The sequence below is a fragment of the Pseudomonas sp. IT-P218 genome, assembly GCF_949767605.1.
Taxonomy (GTDB): domain Bacteria; phylum Pseudomonadota; class Gammaproteobacteria; order Pseudomonadales; family Pseudomonadaceae; genus Aquipseudomonas; species Aquipseudomonas putida_AE.
In genome coordinates this window covers 13,928-35,054 of record NZ_CATKQQ010000077.1, presented here as the reverse complement: position 1 = coordinate 35,054, position 21,127 = coordinate 13,928, and the positions used below count along the sequence as shown (strand labels likewise).

At 61.7% G+C, this 21,127-nt stretch carries 18 protein-coding genes; 2 read left to right on the top strand and 16 right to left on the bottom strand.

The features are described 5' to 3' along the window. Positions 1 to 168 precede the first annotated feature (168 nt). Positions 169 to 1,431: an OprD family porin gene (locus tag ACM6I6_RS26390; RefSeq protein ID WP_414920979.1), complete on the top strand. Its 1,263-nt coding sequence runs from the start codon at positions 169 to 171 to the stop codon at positions 1,429 to 1,431. A gap of 120 nt (positions 1,432 to 1,551) precedes the next feature. Next, positions 1,552 to 3,042 carry a diguanylate cyclase gene (locus ACM6I6_RS26385; protein ID WP_406592330.1) on the top strand — a complete coding sequence of 497 codons (1,491 nt, stop codon included), beginning with the start codon at positions 1,552 to 1,554 and terminating at the stop codon, positions 3,040 to 3,042. A gap of 78 nt (positions 3,043 to 3,120) precedes the next feature. Here ACM6I6_RS26385 and lpxC read toward each other — a convergent pair whose 3' ends face one another. The 16 genes from lpxC to mraZ all read right to left on the bottom strand — a co-directional run bounded on the left by lpxC (position 3,121) and on the right by mraZ (position 20,945). After that, the gene (gene lpxC, locus ACM6I6_RS26380) at positions 3,121 to 4,032 is read right to left on the bottom strand and encodes a UDP-3-O-acyl-N-acetylglucosamine deacetylase (RefSeq protein WP_008060300.1); all 912 of its coding nucleotides are present in this window, start codon (positions 4,030 to 4,032) and stop codon (positions 3,121 to 3,123) included. Positions 4,033 to 4,144: 112 nt separating this feature from the next. Next, positions 4,145 to 5,338, bottom strand: a complete 1,194-nt coding sequence (gene ftsZ, locus ACM6I6_RS26375) for a cell division protein FtsZ (protein WP_046819017.1) — start codon at positions 5,336 to 5,338, stop codon at positions 4,145 to 4,147. Positions 5,339 to 5,416: 78 nt separating this feature from the next. Next, positions 5,417 to 6,676: a cell division protein FtsA gene (gene ftsA, locus ACM6I6_RS26370; RefSeq protein WP_008060298.1), complete on the bottom strand. Its 1,260-nt coding sequence runs from the start codon at positions 6,674 to 6,676 to the stop codon at positions 5,417 to 5,419. A gap of 13 nt (positions 6,677 to 6,689) precedes the next feature. After that, entirely contained in the window at positions 6,690 to 7,556 is an 867-nt protein-coding gene (locus ACM6I6_RS26365) for a cell division protein FtsQ/DivIB (protein ID WP_323606942.1), read from the bottom strand. A 4-nt stretch (positions 7,557 to 7,560) separates the two neighbouring features. Next, positions 7,561 to 8,535, bottom strand: coding sequence for a D-alanine--D-alanine ligase (locus ACM6I6_RS26360; RefSeq protein ID WP_323606943.1), 975 nt, complete (start codon positions 8,533 to 8,535; stop codon positions 7,561 to 7,563). Then, entirely contained in the window at positions 8,532 to 9,992 is a 1,461-nt protein-coding gene (gene murC, locus ACM6I6_RS26355; protein WP_323627052.1) for a UDP-N-acetylmuramate--L-alanine ligase, read from the bottom strand. The genes ACM6I6_RS26360 and murC overlap by 4 nt, the downstream gene beginning before the upstream one ends. After that, a complete protein-coding gene (gene murG / locus ACM6I6_RS26350) occupies positions 9,985 to 11,055 on the bottom strand; it encodes an undecaprenyldiphospho-muramoylpentapeptide beta-N-acetylglucosaminyltransferase (protein ID WP_274074209.1) in 1,071 nt (356 codons plus the stop codon). The genes murC and murG overlap by 8 nt, the downstream gene beginning before the upstream one ends. After that, on the bottom strand, positions 11,045 to 12,262 hold the full coding sequence (ftsW, locus tag ACM6I6_RS26345) for a putative lipid II flippase FtsW (protein ID WP_274074208.1): 1,218 nt from the start codon (positions 12,260 to 12,262) through the stop codon (positions 11,045 to 11,047). Before ftsW ends, murG begins: the two co-directional genes overlap by 11 nt. Beyond that, positions 12,259 to 13,605 carry a UDP-N-acetylmuramoyl-L-alanine--D-glutamate ligase gene (murD, locus tag ACM6I6_RS26340; RefSeq protein WP_414920916.1) on the bottom strand — a complete coding sequence of 449 codons (1,347 nt, stop codon included), beginning with the start codon at positions 13,603 to 13,605 and terminating at the stop codon, positions 12,259 to 12,261. Before murD ends, ftsW begins: the two co-directional genes overlap by 4 nt. A gap of 6 nt (positions 13,606 to 13,611) precedes the next feature. Further along, positions 13,612 to 14,694 (bottom strand): phospho-N-acetylmuramoyl-pentapeptide-transferase, encoded by a 1,083-nt coding sequence (gene mraY, locus ACM6I6_RS26335; RefSeq protein ID WP_008060275.1) that lies wholly within the window; start codon positions 14,692 to 14,694, stop codon positions 13,612 to 13,614. Next, entirely contained in the window at positions 14,694 to 16,061 is a 1,368-nt protein-coding gene (locus ACM6I6_RS26330) for a UDP-N-acetylmuramoyl-tripeptide--D-alanyl-D-alanine ligase (RefSeq protein ID WP_414920915.1), read from the bottom strand. Before ACM6I6_RS26330 ends, mraY begins: the two co-directional genes overlap by 1 nt. Next, positions 16,054 to 17,517, bottom strand: a complete 1,464-nt coding sequence (locus ACM6I6_RS26325) for a UDP-N-acetylmuramoyl-L-alanyl-D-glutamate--2,6-diaminopimelate ligase (protein ID WP_274074205.1) — start codon at positions 17,515 to 17,517, stop codon at positions 16,054 to 16,056. The genes ACM6I6_RS26330 and ACM6I6_RS26325 overlap by 8 nt, the downstream gene beginning before the upstream one ends. Then, positions 17,517 to 19,256 (bottom strand): peptidoglycan D,D-transpeptidase FtsI family protein, encoded by a 1,740-nt coding sequence (locus ACM6I6_RS26320; RefSeq protein ID WP_178134366.1) that lies wholly within the window; start codon positions 19,254 to 19,256, stop codon positions 17,517 to 17,519. Before ACM6I6_RS26320 ends, ACM6I6_RS26325 begins: the two co-directional genes overlap by 1 nt. Then, positions 19,256 to 19,549 carry a cell division protein FtsL gene (ftsL, locus tag ACM6I6_RS26315; protein ID WP_032834661.1) on the bottom strand — a complete coding sequence of 98 codons (294 nt, stop codon included), beginning with the start codon at positions 19,547 to 19,549 and terminating at the stop codon, positions 19,256 to 19,258. The genes ACM6I6_RS26320 and ftsL overlap by 1 nt, the downstream gene beginning before the upstream one ends. After that, positions 19,546 to 20,493 (bottom strand): 16S rRNA (cytosine(1402)-N(4))-methyltransferase RsmH, encoded by a 948-nt coding sequence (gene rsmH, locus ACM6I6_RS26310; protein WP_414920914.1) that lies wholly within the window; start codon positions 20,491 to 20,493, stop codon positions 19,546 to 19,548. The genes ftsL and rsmH overlap by 4 nt, the downstream gene beginning before the upstream one ends. Next, on the bottom strand, positions 20,490 to 20,945 hold the full coding sequence (mraZ, locus tag ACM6I6_RS26305; protein ID WP_274074204.1) for a division/cell wall cluster transcriptional repressor MraZ: 456 nt from the start codon (positions 20,943 to 20,945) through the stop codon (positions 20,490 to 20,492). The genes rsmH and mraZ overlap by 4 nt, the downstream gene beginning before the upstream one ends. Between the last annotated feature and the right edge of the window lie 182 nt (positions 20,946 to 21,127).

Genomic DNA, 21,127 nt, shown 5'->3' with positions numbered 1-21,127 from the left:
ATCAGCGGCTTTTTTTCGTTGTGGTTTTACAACCCGCTGCGTTCTCCCCGCCCAAAAAAACCGCTGTAACCGCAAGAACAATGATGTTCCCCCGCTGACCCAGGAGCTTTACCCCCCGTGCGTTTCCCACTCAGTTCCCCTGCGCTGTTCGTTGCAGTCGCTGCAACGATGGCCACTAATACTCACGCTGCCGATGCTGCCCAAGGTTTCACCGAAGACGCCAGCCTCACACTCAACGCACGCAACTACTACATGAACCGCAACCGCCTGCAGCAGGCAGACGACAACATTGAATGGGGCCAGGGTTTTCTCGGCATCTTCGAGTCTGGCTTCACCGAAGGCACGGTCGGGTTCGGCATCGATGCCCATGCCATGCTCGGGCTCAAGCTCGACGGTGGCGGCGGCACGGACAATTCGAGCATCCTGCCGGTCGGCGATGGCAACGGCAAAGCACCGCGCTCGTTTTCCACCGCAGGCGGCACCTTGAAAATGCGCGCCTTCGATACCGAATTGAAGGCCGGCGACCTGTTCCTCACCAACCCGGTGATTGCCGGCGGTGAAACCCGCATGCTGCCCCAGACCTTTCGCGGCGTCAGCCTGAGCAACCACAGCCTTGATGGCTGGTTGATCGAAGGGGGTCAGGCGAGCTTCACCAAACCCTATAACCAAAGCGGCCACATCCGCATCGGCACTTCCTATGGCAGCCTGCCGGAGGGTGACGAGAGCCAGCATCTCAATTGGGCCGGCGTGGCCTGGAGCGGTTTGCCAGGCCTGACCAGCAGCCTGTATGCCGCCGAGCTCAAGGACATCTGGAACCAGTACTACTACGACCTCGATTACACCTATGCGCTCAACGAGGTTGTCAGCCTCAACCCGGGCCTGCACTTCTATCACACGCAAGACACCGGCGATGCGCTGCTCGGCCGCATCGACAACAACACCTACAGCCTGCATTTCACTGTGGGCGTCGGCAATCACAGCGTCACTGCCGCTTACCAGCGGGTCAACGGCAATACGCCGTTCGACTACATCAGCCAGGGCGACAGCGTCTTCCTCGACAACTCCCAGCAATACTCGGACTTCAACGGCCCGAACGAACGCTCATGGAAACTCAAGTACGCCTATGACTTTGTCGGACTCGGCCTGCCGGGTCTGACTTCGGCGCTGTCCTGGTCCCGAGGCGAACTGGACCTGACCAAGGTCGATCCCGACAGCCCCGGGTATAGCGCGTGGTACAGCGCCGACGGCAAGAATGCCCGGCACTGGGAGCGCGACGTCGAACTCAAGTATGTGGTCCAGGCCGGCCAGGCCAGGAACCTGGCACTGCGTCTGCAATGGGCAACCAACCGCGGCGGCAACGGCTATGGGGCACTGGACCAGGACACCGACGAGTACCGGGTGATTTTCGACTACCCGCTCAATGTCTTCTAAGCTTCTATAAACAAAAAGGCCGGCAGGTTTTGCTGGCCTTTTTTTTATCCGGGTGTCCGGGACGCTGCCCGATTCTTGTCAAAGAATGTCCCCGACGTCTAGACAGCAGAAGCCAGAACCATGAGCGAGCGCGCGACAACTCACCCAACAACCCGATCCAGGCAATCCGAGCGGCTGGTGATGCTCGGCAGCGTGTTGCTGGTGCTTGCCATCCTCAGCATTGTCGCGTTTCTGCTGGTGCGTGAACGCGCCAATGCCGAACTGTCAGCCAGCCGCTCCGCCTCCAACATCGTGCAATTGATCGAAGCCGACGTCCTGCGCAACGTCGAGCTCTACGACGTGTCCCTACTCGGCTTGATCGCAGCCTCACGACGTGAAGACCTCATGCAGGTCTCCCCGCAGATCCGTCATCTGGCTTTGTTCGATCGCGCCACTGCGGCCCCCTACAAGGGTGACATTCTGTTGCTCGATCGGGAGGGTAACGTGCTCGCCGACTCGGCTTCACGAGAACCCAGGGCAGGCAACTTTGCCGACCGCGAGTATTTTCAGTCCCACGTGAACAACAGCGACCCGGGCATGTTCATCAGCCGGCCTTTTCGCTCCCGGATGGCCAACAACGAATGGCGCATCAGCTTCAGTCGCCGGATCAGTGGCGCTCAAGGCGAGTTCCTTGGCGTCGCCGAGGCGGCCATGCGCCTGAGCTACTTCGAACAGCTTTTCAACAGCCTGAACATCGGTCCCGACAGCTCGATCAGCCTGATCAACAAGGATGGAATCCTGTTGGCCCAGGTCCCTCGCCTGGGCGAAGACCTGACCGGCACCGACTTCAGCACCCGTCCCAACTTCCAGCGCATCGTCAAGGAAGGCAACGGCAGCTTCAGCAGTGTCTCCAGTCGTTATCAAGACCAGCGGCTCTACACTTTTTCCCAGGTGGGCAATCTGCCGCTGATTGTCATCGTGGCGCTGTCGGGCGCAGAAGTGTTCGATTCGTGGCAACGCACGGCGTTGGTGGTCAGCCTGGCGACCATTGCCCTGTGTGCGTGCCTGCTGTGGCTGACCTGGCTGCTCTGCCGCGAACTGCGCCTGCGCCACCATGCCGAACTGGAACTGGCGCAACTGGCCGCCACCGACGCGCTGACCGGCCTGGCCAACCGCCGGACGCTGGACCAGACGTTGCGCCATGAATGGTTTCGCGCCCAACGTTCCGGCAAGCCATTGTCGTTACTGATGATCGACGCCGATCACTTCAAGGCCTTCAACGACCGCCATGGCCATCAAGCCGGTGACGAGGCCTTGCGCACAGTGGCCCAGGTGTTGCGCAGCCACGTGCGGCGGCCGACCGACCTGGTCGCGCGCTACGGTGGCGAGGAGTTTTCGGTGGTCCTGGCGGAAACCGACATGGCGGGCGCGCAACTGATCGCCGAGCACATTCGAGAGGCCGTCGAACAGCTTCCATTGATCGACGGCGCCGACTCGCCGATGACCGTGAGCATTGGCATCAGCACCTGGAACGCCTGCAGCGACATCAACCTGGAGGTGCTGATGTTTGCCGCGGACAAGGCGCTGTACCAGGCCAAGGAGACGGGACGCAATCGGGTGGTGGCGTTGTAGCGAGCGGCGAGCAAGATCGACAGACATAAAAAAAGGCCGCCCGAAGGCAGCCCTTAAAAAACTAGAGAGGTTTTTTACTTACACGGCCGCAACAGGGCGCATGTAAGAGATCGGTGCGGTGCTGGCATCTTCGAACGTCACGACTTCCCAGGCATCTGTCTGCTCAATCAACTTGCGCAGCAGCTGGTTGTTCAGTGCGTGGCCGGACTTGAAGCCCTTGAACTCGCCAATCAGGCTATTGCCCAGCAGGTAGAGGTCACCAATTGCATCGAGGATCTTGTGCTTCACGAACTCGTCTTCATAGCGAAGGCCGTCTTCGTTCAGTACACCATCAGCGTCGACCACAATGGCGTTTTCAACGCTGCCGCCGAGTGCGAGGTTGTGCTTGCGCAGGTACTCGATGTCACTCATGAAACCAAAGGTACGGGCGCGGCTGACTTCTTTTACGAACGAAGTGCTGGAAAAATCCACGCTTGCACTTTGTGTGCGGTCACGGAAAACCGGGTGATCGAAATCGATCTCGAAGCTCACCTTGAAACCTTCGAAAGGGACGAAAGTGGCGCGCTTGTCGCCGTCTTCCACAGTCACTTCGCGCAGGATGCGGATGAACTTCTTCGCGGCGTCCTGTTCTTCCAGGCCAGCCGACTGAATCAGGAATACGAAAGGTCCAGCGCTACCATCCATGATTGGCACTTCGGACGCGGAGAGCTCGACGTAGGCGTTATCGATGCCCAGGCCAGCCATGGCCGAGAGCAAGTGCTCCACCGTGTCCACTTTGACGTCACCGTTGACCAGCGTGGTCGACATGGTGGTTTCGCCAACGTTTTCCGCGCGTGCAGGGATCTGCACCACAGGATCGAGGTCGGCACGACAAAACACAATGCCGGTGTCGATCGGCGCAGGCTTGAGGGTCAGGTATACCTTCTCCCCGGAGTGCAGACCTACACCTGTGGCACGGATAATATTTTTCAGTGTGCGTTGTTTAATCATGGCTTGGGCCGCTTCAGCGCAAATTGCGAACTGGTATCAACAAAGGCTGGCGATGATAGCAGACCATGCCTTTGCTGAACACCAATCAACTTCATAGCCCTGATACATTTCATCAATCGGCCTGACGACGCAGGAAGGCCGGGATGTCCAGGTAGTCCAGATCATCTTGCGGATTCATCTTCGCGGCAGTCGCAGCACCGGCCTGGGCCTGGTTGCGCATGACGGTCGGACGGTCCAGGTCACGGTAGTTCACCGCTGGAGCTTCCTGACGAACAGGGGCCTGTTGTTGCGGCTGGGAAGCCATCGACGTGTGCACGGTATTGTCGATGATCTTCACCGGCTTCTCGATTTTAGCGCCCAAACCGGTCGCAACGACAGTCACGTGCAGCTCGTCGCGCATGTCCGGATCGATAACGGTACCGACCTTGACCATGGCGTGCTCGGAAGCGAAGGCTTCGATGATGCTACCCACGTCGGAGTACTCACCCAGGGACAGGTCAGGACCGGCGGTGATGTTCACCAGGATGCCGCGTGCACCTTGCAGGTTCACGTCTTCGAGCAACGGGTTGCGAATGGCCGCTTCGGTGGCCTCGCGTGCACGGTTCGGACCGCTGGCGCAGCCAGTGCCCATCATCGCCATGCCCATTTCGCTCATCACGGTACGCACGTCGGCAAAGTCGACGTTGATCATGCCCGGACGCTTGATGATGTCGGAGATACCGCGAACGGCACCGGCCAGAACATCGTCAGCCTTGGCAAATGCCGACAGCAGGCTGGCGTCCTTACCGAGGATGGTCAGCAGCTTCTCGTTGGGAATGGTGATCAACGAGTCGACGCTTTCCGACAGCAGGCGGATGCCTTCATCGGCGATCTGCATGCGCTTGCGACCTTCGAACGGGAACGGACGGGTCACCACCGCAACGGTGAGGATCCCCATTTCCTTGGCCACTTCGGCAATGATTGGCGCAGCACCGGTACCGGTACCACCGCCCATGCCCGTGGTGATGAACACCATGTTGGTGCCCTGCAGGACTTCGGCAATGCGCTCACGATCTTCGAGAGCGGCCTGACGACCTACTTCAGGGTTGGCGCCGGCACCCAGACCTTTGGTCACGCCGGTACCCAGTTGCAGGATGGTCCGCGCGCCAATGCTCTTGAGCGCCTGGGCATCAGTGTTGGCGCAGATGAACTCAACGCCTTCAATGTTGCTCTTGACCATGTGATTCACGGCGTTGCCGCCGCCACCGCCAACACCGATAACTTTAATCACCGGGCTTGCGGGGATGTTGTCTACGAGTTCGAACATTTTCCCTCTCCTTTACGTTCTCTAGTTTTTTCGCCTACTGCCTGTATCTACAACGGTGTTGCGGTGTTGCGGTAAATCTTAGAAATTGCCCTGGACCCAGCTCTTGATGCGATCGAGCAAGGCGCCTTTGGGTTCTTCGTTGCTGAAGCTGTCGCGGCTGCCGATACCCGAGAACGAGATGCCGTCGGATTGCTTCTGCAAGCCGTACATCAACAGGCCAACGCCCGTGGAATAAATCGGGTTGCGCACCACGTCATCCAGGCCTTTCACGCCGTGAGGCACGCCCAGGCGCACCGGCATGTGGAAGATTTCCTCGGCCAGCTCGGTGGCGCCTTCCATCTTCGCCGTACCGCCGGTCAGCACGATGCCGGCCGGGATCAGGTCTTCGTAGCCACTGCGACGCAGCTCAGCCTGGATCAGCGTGAACAGCTCGTCGTAACGCGGCTCGACCACTTCGGCCAGGGCCTGGCGGGACAGCTCGCGCGGCGGACGGTCGCCAACACTTGGCACCTTGATGGTTTCACCGGCGCCGGCCAGTTTGGCCAGGGCACAGGCGTAGCGGATCTTGATTTCTTCGGCGTACTGGGTCGGGGTGCGCAACGCCATGGCGATGTCGTTGGTCACCTGGTCGCCCGCGATCGGGATCACCGCGGTGTGACGGATCGCGCCTTCGGTGAAGATCGCGATGTCGGTGGTGCCGCCACCGATGTCCACCAGGCACACGCCCAGTTCTTTCTCGTCGTCGGTCAGCACCGAGTACGCGGACGCCAGTTGCTCGAGGATGATGTCGTCGATTTCCAGGCCGCAGCGACGCACGCATTTTTCAATGTTCTGTGCGGCGTTGACGGCGCAGGTGACCACGTGGACCTTGGCTTCCAGGCGCACACCCGACATGCCCAATGGCTCGCGGACGCCTTCCTGGTTATCGATCACGTAATCCTGCGGCAAGGTGTGCAGCACCCGCTGGTCAGCCGGGATCGCCACGGCCTGGGCGGCGTCGAGCACACGCTCGAGGTCGGCCGAGCTGACTTCGCGATCACGAATCGCCACGATGCCGTGGGAGTTCAGGCTGCGGATGTGGTTGCCGGCCACGCCGACAAATGCCGAGTGGATGCGGCAGCCGGCCATCAGCTGCGCTTCTTCGATGGCGCGCTGGATCGACTGCACGGTGGACTCGATGTTCACCACCACGCCCTTCTTCAGGCCACGGGACGGGTGGGTGCCGATCCCGACGATTTCCAGCGTGCCGTCGTCCGCGACCTCGCCGACCAGCGCCACCACCTTGGAGGTGCCGATATCGAGACCGACGATCATTTTGCCGCTTTGCACGTTTGCCATGGTCCTGCCTCTCTTAATTCTTCGCGACAGCGGGTTGGGCTGTCGTAGGCGCTACTGGTTCCCGCCAGCCAACAGCGAGGCCGTTGGCGTAGCGCAGATCGATGCGCGCAATGTTCGTAATCTGTTCTTTGAGCGTCTTGTCATAGATGGCAATGAAACGGCGCATCTTCTCTACCAGGTTGCCGCGTCCCAGCAGCAGTTCGATCCCGGGCCCGGCACTGCCAGGGCCGGTCGTCAGGAACCAGCTGCCTCGTTCGCGCAACTCCAGGCGCGCAATCGAGAAGCCCAATGGCCTGAGCAGCTGGCTCAGTACCTGGTATTGCTGCATCACTTGCTGCTGGGCCCGCTGCGGACCGAACAACTGCGGCAAGTGTTCGTAATTGGCCAGCTCGCGCGGGGTAAACGCCTGCCCCTGGTTGTTCAATAGCGATTCGTCGCCCCAACGGGCCACCGGCAATTGTTCTTCCAGGCGAATCACCACCTGGTCCGGCCACACCCTGCGCACTTCGGCATGGGCAATCCATGGCATGGTTTCAAGCTCGGTGCGCATGCCCGCCAGGTCGATGGTGAAGAAGCTCGACGCCACGAACGGGGCGATTCTCTGCTGCACCGCTTGCTGGCTGATGTAGCTCAGGTCGCCCTGCACCGCGATTTTGGTGATCGGTCGGTCGGCGTACGGCAACAAACGCTGCGCGCCTTCGTAGGTACCGAACCCCAACGCGACCAGCAGCACCGGCCAGAACAAGGCTTTGAGAACACCGAAGTTGGCTTTCGGCAGGCGCGCGGACATCGGCTCTTTGGCCACCATTCGGCTGGCACCCCGCGGCACCGGCTTGCGGCCGGGTGCGGGTGGCTGATGTCTCAACTGTGCGCCTTGCATGGTCTTAACCTCGCGGCTCTTCGGTGCCGGCAGCGGGAATGCTGGCGGCCAGAATGGCCAGAACCAATTGCTGGAAATCCAGGCCGGCAGCGCGGGCCGCCATCGGCACCAGACTGTGATCGGTCATGCCCGGTGCCGTATTGACTTCCAGGAACCAGAACTGCCCTTCGGCGTCCTGCATCACGTCCGCCCTGCCCCAACCGGCGATACCCAGCGCTTCACAGGCTTTCGCCGTGAGGTCCATGAGTTCCTTTTCCTTGGCGCTGTCCAGGCCGCACGGGATGCGGTACTGGGTATCGTTGGCGATGTACTTGGCGTCGTAGTCGTAGAAACTGTGCGTCGTGCCCAGGGCGATTGGCGGCAACACCTGGTCACGCAGGGTGGCGATGGTGAACTCCGGACCGTGAATCCATTGCTCGACCAACACTTGCGAATCATAGGTACTGGCCGCTTTCCAGGCGTCGATCAACTCAGACGCGGAACTCACTTTGGCCATCCCGATACTCGAACCTTCATGAGCCGGTTTGACGATCAAAGGGAAGCCCAGTTCCGTCGCCGCCGAAATACAATCGGCTTCGCTGCTCAGCACTGCGTGACGTGGCGTCGGAATGCCCAGGCTGTGCCAGACCTGCTTGGTGCGCAGCTTGTCCATGGCCAGCGCCGAGGCGAGGATGCCGCTGCCGGTGTAGGGAATCCCCAGGCACTCGAGCAGGCCCTGCATGCTGCCGTCTTCACCGCCACGGCCGTGGAGGATGATGAAGGCGCGGTCGATCTTTTCGTTCAGCAGACGCTGCAGCAGGTCATCGCCGACGTCGAGGCCAAACGCGTCCACGCCTGCGCTTTGCAGCGCATCCAGAACGGCATTGCCCGACTTCAACGACACTTCGCGTTCGGCACTCTTGCCGCCGAACAGCACGGCGACGCGGCCGAAGTCTTTCGGCGCGACGGTGCTGACGAGGTTGGCGTAGGCAGCAGTCATTTCAACTTCCCCTTCTCCGGCGCAGCAACGGCACCGGCGAACAACTCACTTTTCAACAGTTTCGGTGCAAGACCGCCGATATCGCCGGCGCCCTGGCACAGCAGGATGTCGCCGGCACGCAGCAGCGGCTTGACCAGCGGCGCGAGGTCGACTCCGCGCTCGATGTAGATCGGGTCGAGCTGCCCGCGCTGGCGGATGCTGTTGCACAGCTTGCGGCTGTCGGCGCCCGGAATCGGCTCTTCACCGGCCGGGTAGACTTCCATCAGCAGCAGGACGTTGGCGTCGGCCAGTACATTGACGAAATCGTCGTACAGGTCGCGGGTACGGCTGTAACGGTGCGGCTGGTAAACCATCACCAGTCGGCGCTCCGGCCAGCCACCGCGCACGGCCTTGATCACAGCCGCGACTTCGGTCGGGTGGTGACCGTAGTCGTCCACCAGCATCACGTTGCCGCCGTCCACCGGCAGTTCGCCGTAGACCTGGAAACGTCGGCCAACCCCCTGGAACCCGGACAGGCCCTGGACGATGGCTTCATCGCTGACGCCTTCGTCGGTGGCGATGCAGATGGTCGCCAGCGAGTTCAGTACGTTGTGGTTGCCCGGCATGTTCACCGAAACATCCAGCGGCTCGCGGTCGGGGCGCAGCACGGTGAAGAAGGTCTGCATGCCTTGCTGGCGCACATTGATAGCGCGCACGTCGCAGTCTTCGCCGAAGCCGTAGGTGACGGTCGGACGCTTGACCAGCGGCAGGATTTCACGCACCACCGGATCGTCCAGGCACACCACCGCCAAACCATAGAACGGCAGGTTGTGGAGGAACTCGACGAAGGTTTTCTTCAGTTTGTTGAAGTCACCGTCGTAGGTCGCCATGTGATCGGCGTCGATATTGGTGACCACGGCCACCAGTGGCTGCAGGTGCAGGAAGCTGGCGTCGCTTTCGTCGGCTTCGGCGATCAGGTAGCGGCTGGTGCCGAGCTGGGCATTGGTGCCCGCGGCATTCAGGCGGCCACCGATGACGAACGTCGGGTCCAGGCCACCGGCGGCGAACACCGAGGCGATCAGGCTGGTGGTGGTGGTTTTGCCGTGGGTACCGGCGACGGCGATGCCGTGGCGGTAGCGCATCAGCTCAGCCAGCATTTCTGCACGCGGCACTACTGGAATACGACGCTCCAGCGCTGTGGCGACTTCCGGGTTGGAAACGTTCACGGCACTCGACACCACCAGCACATCGGCGGCGGCAGCGTTCTCGGCGCGGTGACCGATGAAAATCTGCGCACCGAACGATTCCAGGCGCTCGGTGACCGGAGAAGCCTTCAGGTCGGAACCGGACACTTCATAGCCCAGGTTCAGCAACACTTCGGCAATCCCGCACATACCCACGCCGCCGATCCCGACGAAGTGGATGCGCCGGATGCGGCGCATTTCCGGTTGCGGCATGGCTTTCTGATTCTCAACCATGGGCCACCTCCAGGCAGGTATCGACCACGTTACGGGTGGCATCGGGTTTGGCCAGGCGGCGGGCCGCAGTGGCCATATCGTTGAGTCGTTGTGGTTGCATCAGGACCTCTGTCAGGCGCGCGGCAAGATCCGCTGCACCGGTCGTTCTTTGCGGCATCAGGAAGGCAGCGCCTTCACGGGCCAAATAATCGGCGTTGCGGGTCTGGTGATCGTCGATCGCGTGGGGCAACGGCACCAGCATCGAGGGCAGACCGGCGGCGGCCAGTTCACTGATGGTCAGCGCACCTGCGCGACATACCACCAGGTCGGCCCAGCCATAGGCTTGGGCCATGTCTTTGATGAACGGCTGCACTTGCGCCTCGACGCCAGCCGCGAAGTAGCGCTGCGCAGTCACTTCATCATGGTTTTTACCGGCCTGATGGAACACTTCCGGGCGCAGGTCGACGGCGACTTGCGACAGGGCTTCAGGCAGCAGCTTGTTCAACGGTTCTGCGCCCAGGCTTCCGCCCAGGATCAGCAAACGCGCCTTGCGACCGGCCAGGGCCGGGCGCGGTGTTTCGAGGAACAGCTCGGTGCGCACCGGGTTACCGGTGGTCCGTCGGCTGCTCGACAGGGTAAAGGTGTCGGGGAACGCTTCACAGACTCGGGCGGCCAACGGCACCAGCAACCGATTGGCGGTACCCGCCACGGCGTTCTGTTCGTGAACGATCACCGGCACACCGGCCAGTTTGGCTGCGACACCACCAGGGCCGGTCACATAACCGCCAAAGCCCACCACGCAAGCCGGCTGCAAACGACGAATGATCGCCCGCGCCTGCCAGACCGATTTGAGCAACATGAACGGCGCCTTGAGCAGCGACAGCTTGCCCTTGCCACGCAAACCGCTGGCGTTGATCCGGTGCAGTTCGATACCGGCCATCGGAACCAATTCGTTCTCGATACCGCGCGGCGTCCCGAGCCAGTGCACGGTGTAACCGCGGGCCTGGAATTCGCGGGCACAGGCCAGTGCCGGGAACACGTGGCCCCCGGTGCCGCCGGCCATGATCAATACGTTAGCGCCCATGGTTCGGCTCCTCGGCGAAGTCGCTCTCATGGAACTCCATCTCTTCGCTGCCCAGGTGGGTTCGACTCTCCCACTCGATGCGCAGCAACAAGCCGAGACAGGCACAGCAGATCACCAACGAACTGCCGCCATAGCTGAGGAACGGCAGCGTCAGGCCCTTGGTCGGCAGCAGGCCGACGTTCACACCAATGTTGATCAGGAACTGACCGATCCACAGGAACGACAGGCCGTAGGCGACATAGGCGGCGAAAAACTGCTTGGCCTTCTCGGCCCACAAGCCGATGTACATGCCACGAATACAAACGAAGACGAACAGCGCCACCGTGCACAGGGAACCCACGGCACCCAGCTCTTCGGCCAGGACCGAGAACACGAAGTCAGTGTGGGCTTCCGGCAGGTAGAACTGCTTCTGCACGCTGTTGCCCAGGCCAACGCCCAGCCATTCGCCGCGGCCGAAAGCGATCAATGCCTGGGACAGCTGGTAGCCGGCACCGAACTGGTCGGCCCACGGATCGGCAAAGTTGGTCAGACGCGCCATTCGATACGGCTGCATCTGAATCAGCAACACCACCGCCCCGACCGCCAGGACCACCATCAGGGAAAACCGGAACAGCCCGACCCCGCCGAGGAACAGCATCGCCGCCGCCGCACCCATCATCACCACGGTGGCACCAAAGTCCGGCTCCATCAGCAACAGGCCCGCCATCGGCAGCAGCACGATGAACGGCTTGAAGAAACCCATCCAGCTTTCACGCACTTCTTTCTGGCGACGCACCAGATAACCGGCGAGGTAGATCACCACGAACACCTTGGCGATCTCGGAAGGCTGGACGTTGAAAAAGCTGAAGCCGATCCAGCGCATCGAACCGTTCACTTCACGCCCGATCCCGGGAATGATCACCATCACCAGCAAACCGAATGCCCCCAGCAGCATCAACCAGCCCAGGCGTTGCCAGGTGGCGATCGGGATCATCATGGTGACGATGCAGGCAGCAAGGCCCAGCACCACGTAGATCAGGTGGCGAATCATGTAGTACAGGGCGCTGCCGGACTGCACCGCCGCCACTTCGGTGGAGGCCGATGCAATCATCACCAGCCCCAGGCCGAGCAGCGTCAGGCAACCGACGAGCATCGGGAAGTCGAGGTCGATGCCGCGCCCGGTGATGAGCGGCGATGGGTAAGGTTTGATGATGCCCCGAAGACTCATGCCAGTTCCTCCACGGCTTGGACGAACTGGTGACCACGGTCTTCGTAGTGCTTGAACATGTCGAAACTGGCGCACGCCGGCGACAGCAGCACCACGTCGCCCGGCCGGGCAGCGGCGCGGCATTGTTCGACGGCTTCGAGCAGGGAGCCTGCACGAATCAGCGGAACGGCATCGCCGATGGCCTGGCCGATCCTGTCGGAGTCGCGACCCATGAGGACCACGGCACGGCAGTTGGCCGCCACCGGATCACGCAGGTCCTTGAACTCGGCACCCTTGCCGTCGCCACCGGCGATCAGCACGATCTTGCCGTCGATGTCCGCACCCAGGCCTTCGATGGCCGCCAGCGCGGCGCCGACGTTGGTGGCTTTGGAGTCGTTGTAGTAACCCACGCCATCCAGGTCGCGGACCCATTGGCAACGATGCTCGAGCCCGGCGAAGGCGCGCAGCGCCGAGAGCATGGCGTCGAACGGCAAGCCGACGGCGTGACCGAGTGCCAATGCCGCCAGGGCGTTGGATTGGTTATGGGCGCCGCGGATTTTCAGTTCGCGCACCGGCATCAGGTTCTGGAATTCGAAGGCCAGGTACTTCTCGCCGCCTTCTTCGCGGATACCGAAGGCCTTGAAATCCGGCTTGGTCAGGCCAAAGGTCCAGCACGGCTGGCCCTCGCCCATCAACGGCCGGCTCAGGGCATCCTGACGGTTGACCACGAACTGTTTGGCCCCACGGAAGATCCGGTGCTTGGCCAGGTGATAGGCCGGCAGGCCGCTGTAGCGGTCCATGTGGTCTTCGCTGATATTGAGCACGGTCGCTACTTCGGCGTTGAGCTGATCGGTGGTTTCCAGCTGGAAACTCGACAACTCCATCACGTACAGCTCGACGTCGTCGCTGAGCAGGTCCAGCGCCGGCGTACCGAGGTTGCCACCAACCGCGACACGTTTGCCCGCCGCCGCCGCCATCTCGCCGACCAGTGTGGTCACGGTGCTCTTCGCGTTGGAACCGCTGATGGCCACGATCGGCGCCTTCGCGTTACGCGCGAACAGCTCGATGTCGCCGGACAATTTCACGCCACGGGCAGCAGCGGCCTGCAGGGCCGGGGTCGCCAGTGCCAAGCCGGGGCTCACGTAGAGCTCGTCGGCACGGCACAGGAACTCGACGTCCAGCTCGCCGCAACGCACTTCCACCTGCGGGTAGTCACGCTTGAGCGTGGCCAGTTCCGGCGGGTTTTCCCGCGTATCGGCCACCGCAAACGCCACGCCCCGGTTCGCCAGGAAGCGAACCAGGGACATGCCGCTCTTGCCGAGGCCGACAACGATGCGGAAGTGGTCAGACGCGATCAGGGACACGGGTTTCTACCTCAGTTTCAGGGTGGCAAGACCAATCAGCACGAGAATCACGGTGATGATCCAGAAACGGACGATCACGCGCGGCTCGGGCCAGCCCTTGAGTTCAAAGTGGTGGTGAATCGGTGCCATGCGGAACACACGGCGACCGGTCAGCTTAAAGGACGCAACCTGAATGACGACTGACAGGGTTTCCATCACGAACACGCCGCCCATGATGAACAGGACGATTTCCTGACGGACGATCACGGCGATGGTGCCCAGGGCCGCGCCCAGCGCCAGCGCGCCGACGTCGCCCATGAAGACTTGTGCGGGATACGTGTTGAACCAAAGGAAGCCCAGGCCGGCACCGATCAGCGCGCCGCAGAACACGATCAGCTCACCCGCGCCCGGTACATAAGGGATCAGCAGGTATTCGGCGAATTTCACGTTACCCGACAGGTAGCAGAAGATCCCCAGGCCACCACCGACCATCACGGTCGGCATGATCGCCAGGCCGTCGAGGCCGTCGGTCAGGTTGACCGCGTTGCTCGAACCGACGATCACGAAGTAGGTCAGGACGATGAAGCCTGCGCCCAGCGCAATGCTGTGATCCTTGAGCATCGGCAGGATCAGGGTGGTTTCCACCGGCGTCGCGGCGGTCATATAAAGGAAGATCGCAGCGCCCAGGCCGAACACCGACTGCCAGAAGTACTTCCAGCGACTCGGCAAGCCGCGGGAGTTCTTCTCGATCACCTTGCGGTAGTCGTCGACCCAGCCGATGGCACCGAACAACAGGGTCACCAACAGGACGACCCAGACATAACGGTTGGTCAGGTCAGCCCACAGCAGGGTGCTGACACCGATCGAAGACAGAATCAGCGCACCGCCCATGGTCGGGGTGCCGGATTTGGACAGGTGCGATTGCGGGCCGTCGTTACGGACGGACTGGCCGATCTGACGGTTCTGCAGAGTACGGATCATCCACGGGCCATAGCACAGCGACAAGACCAGCGCGGTCAGCACACCGAGAATCCCGCGCAGGGTCAGGTACTGGAAGACCGCGAAGCCTTTGTAGAACTGTTGCAGATACTCCGCTAGCAGCAGCAGCATTAATGTTTCTCCGGACTGGTCCCGCACAACGCGGCAACGATGTTTTCCATCGCAGCGCTGCGCGAGCCCTTGATCAAAATGGTGGTGTTTGTATCCTGCTCGGCCCCCAGGGCCTTGATCAGTTCAGCCTGCGTGCTGAAGTGAAAGGCTTGTGGACCGAAAGCGTCGACGGCGTGAACCATCATCGGCCCGACGGCGTACAGCGCAGAAACCTTGCCACGGGCGTATTCGCCCACGTCGCGGTGCCCCTGCTGCGCCCAGTCGCCCAACTCGCCGATATCCCCGAGCACCAGAACGGTGCGACCGGAAAAGCCGGCCAGTATATCAACGGCGGCGCACATGGAGGTGGGGTTTGCGTTGTAAGTGTCATCAATGACGCGCATGCCATTGCTGGCCAGTTGCGCAACGGTACGACCCTTGACCGGTTGCACCGCGCCGAGGCCGGTGGCGATGCCGAACAGCGACACCCCCAGGGCATGGGCGGCAGCCGCAGCAGCCATGGCGTTGGCGACGTTATGGGTGCCGAGCAGGTTCAGTTGAACACGCTCCACACCTTCAGGACTGTGCAGGTTGAACGCCGGGCAACCACGGGCATCGGTGGCCAGGTCGCTGGCGTAGAAATCGGCACTGACATTGCTCAGGGCGAAGGTCAGCACCTTGCGCTCGCCAGCGCGGGTCTTCCAGATGTCGAACGCCTTGTCGTCGAGATTGAGCACGGCGACGCCATTGGCATCCAGCCCATCAATGATCTCGCCCTTGGCTTCGACGATTTTTTCCGGCCCGCCGAACTCGCCGACATGGGCGGTTCCGGCATTGTTGAGAATGGCCACATGGGGTTTGGTCAGGCCCACGGTGTAGGCAATTTCACCCAGGCGCGAAGCACCGAGCTCGATCACGGCGGCGGTGTGTTCCGGTGCCAGTTCGAGCAGGGTCAACGGCGCGCCGAGGTCGTTGTTCAGGTTGCCGCGGGTGGCCAGCACAGGACCACGGGTGCGCAGGATGCTCGCGAGCATTTCCTTGACCGTGGTCTTGCCGCTGGAACCGGTGATGGCGGCGACTGGCTGGGTGAATGCCGCACGATTCAGCGCGCCCAGTTGGCCCAGGGCCTGGCGGGTATCGGCCACCAGCAATTGCGGCAGCGCGCTGTCGGCGACTTCACGCTCGACCAAGGCTGCCACGGCACCTTTGGCCGCGACTTCATTGAGGTAGTCATGGCCATCGAAGCGCGGACCGGCCAGGGCAATGAACAGCTGGCCCGGCTTGATGGCGCGACTGTCGATGCTGACGCCGTCGAAGCTCGCATCTGCTGCGATCAAGCGTGCATTCAGCGCGCCGGTCAGTTCGCTCAGTTTCAAGGCTTTAAGCATGGGCCACCTCCCACGCGGTCAAGGCATGATCGGCCTCGACCAGATCGGAAAAGGCATGCCGTTCGCCGTTGATTTCCTGATAGTCCTCGTGACCTTTACCGGCCAGGACAATCACGTCATCAGCCGACGCACCGGCGATCAACTGGGCAATTGCCTGGCCACGGCCAGCCACGAAGGTCACTTTATCCACAGCGGTGAAGCCGGCACGGATGTCGTCGAAAATTACCGATGGATCTTCAGTGCGCGGGTTGTCGTCGGTGACCAGTACGCCATCGGCCAGACGCTCGACCACTTCGGCCATCAGCGGACGCTTGCCGCGATCGCGGTCGCCGCCACAGCCGAACAGGCACAGCAGCCGTCCTTTGACGTGAGGGCGCAGGGCCGTCAGGACTTTTTCCAGGGCGTCCGGGGTGTGGGCGTAATCGACCACCACCAACGGCTGGGTACCGCCGCCAAGGCGTTGCATGCGCCCGGCCGGGCCTTCGAGTTTGGGCAGCACCTTGAGAATTTCGTCCAGGGCATAGTCCAGACCGAGCAAGGCGCCGACCGCGGCCAGCACGTTGCTCAGGTTGAAACGACCCAGCAGCGTGCTGCGCAGGTGGTGTTCGCCCTGGGGCGTAACCAGCGTGGCGCGCACGCCGTGATCATCGAACTGCGCTTCGCGGCAATACAGGTAAGCGCTGCTGTCGAGCAGGCTGTAGGTGATCAGACGCGACTCGCGTTTTTCGGCAGCCAGTTGCCGGCCGAAATCATCGTCGAGGTTGACCACGCGGCACTTCAAGTCATTCCAGGCGAACAACCTGGACTTGGCTTCGCCATAGGCCTGCATGGTGCCGTGGTAGTCCAGATGGTCGCGGGACAGGTTGGTCATCACGGCCACATCGAATGCCAGCGCGGTGACCCGGCCCTGATCCAGGCCATGGGACGAGACTTCCATGGCAACCGCCTTGGCACCGGCCTTTTTCAGGTCGCCCAAGGTCGCTTGCACTGCAATCGGGTTTGGCGTGGTGTGCAGGCCGCTTTCCAGCGCGCCATGAAACCCGCTGCCGAGGGTGCCGACAATGCCGCAGTGCTGACCAAGCAGATCCAGTGCCTGGGCCACCAGTTGGGTCACACTGGTCTTGCCGTTGGTGCCAGTCACGCCCACCAGTTTCAGGTGATGGCTCGGCTCGCCATAAAAACGCCCGGCGATGTCCGACAGCTGCGCTGCCAGGCCCTTGACCGGAATCAGCGGCACGTCGGTGATCGGCAGCACGGTAGCGCCTTCCACTTCATAAGCCACGGCCGCAGCGCCTCGCGCAAGCGCATCAGCAATGTGCGCACGGCCATCGAATTTGCCGCCCGGCACCGCGAGGAACAGGTCACCCGCGCGTACGTTGCGACTGTCCAGCGCCAACTCACGGATCAACAGATCGTGGCCGGCGTGGGGGAAAATCTTGTTCAGGCTCAAAGACATCAGCCGCGCCCTCCATTGGCTTTCAGTGGAACGACCGGCGCTGCGTTCGCTTGTTGGGTAGGTGGCAGGTTGTCCGGGGTAACGTTCATCAGGCGCAGGGTGCCGGACATCACACGGCTGAACACCGGCGCAGACACCAGGCCACCGAAGTAACCGGCCTTGGTCGGCTCGTCGATCACCACCACGATGGCGTAGCGCGGATCGCTCATCGGGCCGAAACCGGCGAACAGCGAGCGGTAGGAGTTCTCTGCATAGCCTTTGGTGCCGACCGATGTTTTACGCGCAGTACCGGACTTGCCGCCCACGTGATAAGCCGGCACCTGCGCACGGAATACCCCGCGCGGCGCTTCGATCACTTGCTGCAGCATGCCTTGCATGGTTTTCGCGACGGCTTCCGGCAACACCTGGGTGGTCTGCGGCGCCTTGTCGGTTTTGATCAGTGTCAGCGGCGCCAGGCGACCGTTGTTGGCCAGGGCCGAGAAGGCGTGAACCAACTGGATCGCCGTCACGGAAACACCGTAGCCGTAGGACAGCGTGGCGGTTTCAGCCTTGCGCCATTCGCGGTAGTTCGGGAGGTTGCCGACACGTTCGCCCGGGAAGCCGAGGCCGGTATCCTGGCCGAGACCGACTTTCTGCGCCAGGCGGAAAATCGTCTCACCACCGATATCGAAGGCGATCTTGCTCATGCCGACGTTACTGGAATTGATCAGGATACCGGCAAGGTCAAGCACCGGACCTTCGCTCTTGGAGACGTCCTTGATGGTGTACTTGCCGATCTGCAGGGAGCCCGGGTACACCTCGACGGTGTCGCTCGGCTTCCAGCGTCCGGTTTCGATGGCGGCACTCATCGAGATCGCCTTCATGGTCGAACCCGGTTCGAACACGTCGATCATCGCGCGGTTACGCATCATTGCCGGTTGCAGGTTGCGGCGGTTGTTCGGGTTGTAGGTCGGCTGGTTGACCATGGCGAGGATTTCGCCGGTCTTCACGTCCATGATCACCAGGCTGCCGGCCTTGGCGCCGTTCTCGATGATCGCGTTGCGCAATTCGCGGTTGGCGAGGTATTGCAGGCGCAGGTCAATGGACAACGCCAAGGGCTTTCCGGCCTTGGCGTTTTTGGTGACCTGGACATCCTTGATCAACCGGCCGCGCCGGTCTTTGATCACTTGCCGTTTGCCGGGGACCCCGGCCAGCCATTCATCGTAGGCGAGCTCGACGCCTTCTCGACCATGGTCGTCGATGTCGGTAAAGCCGACCATATGGGCGGTGACCTCACCGGCCGGGTAGAAACGGCGGAACTCTTCGATGCCGTAGACACCCGGCACTTTCAGGTCGAGTACGGCCTGGCCCTGCTCAGGCGTCAGCCCGCGCACCAGATAAATGAATTCCTTGTTGGCTTGTGCTTCAAGGCGCTCGGCCAGTGCCTTGGGGTCCTGCCCCAGCGCAGCAGCCAGTGCTGGCCACTTTTCCTTGGCCAGCTGCATTTCCTTGGCATTGGCCCACAAGGTGGTGACCGGGGTGCTGACGGCCAGGGGCTCGCCATTACGATCGGTGATCAGGCCACGGTGAGCCGGAATCGGAATATGCCGAACGCTGCGCGCGTCGCCCTGACCTTTGAGAAAGGCACGGTCGACCACTTGCAGGTCAATGATGCGCCAGGCGATCGCCGCCACCATGACGCCAAGCAGACCCAGCACCAGGCGGAAACGCCATGGAAAAAGAGCGCCTTCGAGTTTCATCATGGCGCCACCATCTGCACTTCGGCGGCGCCGGGAATGCGCATTTTCAGTTGTTCGGTGGCCAGCACTTCGATACGGCTGTGGGCGGTCCAAGTGCTTTGTTCAAGAATCAGGCGACCCCATTCGGCCTGCGCCTTGTCGCGCACGCTCAACTCGCCGTACAGCGTGTTCAGCAACTGGCGGTTCCAGTGGGCGCTGTAGGACACGCCAATGGCCGACACGAGCACGCCCACGAACAACAGCAGCATGAAAAAGCTTCCGCCGGGAAGTGGCTTGGCGAAGAGCTTGCTCACCGCAGCTTCTCCGCCACGCGCATGACAGCACTACGGGAGCGTGGGTTGGCCTTCAGCTCGGCGTCGGAGGCCGTCTGCGCTTTGCCATGGATTTTGATTTTCGGTTCGAAAGCGACGTGCCGAACCGGCAGGTTGCGTGGCAGGTTGTCGGCTTCGCCTTTGACCAGCTTGCGCATGAACAGCTTGACGATGCGATCTTCCAGCGAATGGAAGCTGATTACCACCAGGCGACCGCCCACTTCCAGGCTCTCCAGCGCGGCTTCGAGACCGGCTTCCAGATCGCCCAGTTCGTTATTGACGTGAATGCGCAACCCCTGGAATGCACGGGTAGCCGGGTTCTTGCCCTTTTCCCACGCAGGGTTGGCGACCTTCAGCACTTCAGCCAGATCGGCGGTGCGCTCGAACGGTTTGATATCGCGACGTTCGGCCACGGCACGGGCCATGCGCCCGGAAAAACGCTCTTCGCCGTATTCCTTGAACACCCGGGCGATTTCTTCCACGGGCGCGGTGTTGACGAATTCGGCAGCGCTGATCCCGCGGGACGGGTCCATGCGCATGTCCAGCGGGCCATCGTTGAGGAAGCTGAAACCGCGCTCAGGGTCGTCCAGCTGTGGCGAAGAGACGCCCAGGTCAAGCAGCACGCCGCTGACCTTGCCGTTCATGCCGCGCGCGGCAACTTCCGCACCCAGCTCGGCAAAGCTGCGCTGTACAACGACAAAGCGGCCGTCTTCGGCCGCTAGCGTCTGCCCGGTGGCAATCGCTTGAGGGTCTTTGTCGAACCCGAGCAACTGACCATCGGGACCGAGCTGGCTGAGGATCAACCGGCTGTGTCCGCCCCGTCCGAACGTTCCGTCCAGATAGCAGCCATCAGGACGTACGGCGAGAGCCTCGACGGCTTCGTCAAGCAGTACGGTGATGTGGTTAAAGCCGCTATCTATAGTCACAGGATCAATTCACGCAGGTTATCAGGCATCGCGCCCGGTTCTTGAATAGCAGCCAGGTCAGCGGCAGCAACCGCATCCCAGGCATCTTCGTCCCACAATTGGAACTTGTTCAGTTGGCCTACCAGCATCGCGCGCTTATCCAACTTGGCATATTCACGAAGACGCGGTGGAACCAGAAAACGACCACTGCCATCGAGCTCGAGGTCGACGGCATTGCCAATCAGTAAACGTTGCAGACGGCGGTTCGCTTCGTGAAGCGAAGGCAGTGCGCGCAGTTTGGTTTCAATAATTTCCCACTCATCGAGGGGGTAAACACACAGACACGGATCAACGGCATCAATGGTGACGATCAACTGACCGGAACTACGCGAAACCAGCTCGTCACGGTACCGGCTCGGCATAGCGAGACGGCCCTTTGCATCGAGACTGATTGCGTTGGCTCCGCGAAACACGTCAGCGTTTCTCCAAATTCTAGCGTTTTACGTTCAGAAAACCCACTTTACGCCACTTTCCGCCACTTGCGCACACTATAGGAATGCGCCCACCACACCGTCAAGGCGCGGATTACAGGAAAACCCTTACAGAACTGAGATTTAGGAGCATAAAGAGAGGAGCAATCAGAATCAGACGGATG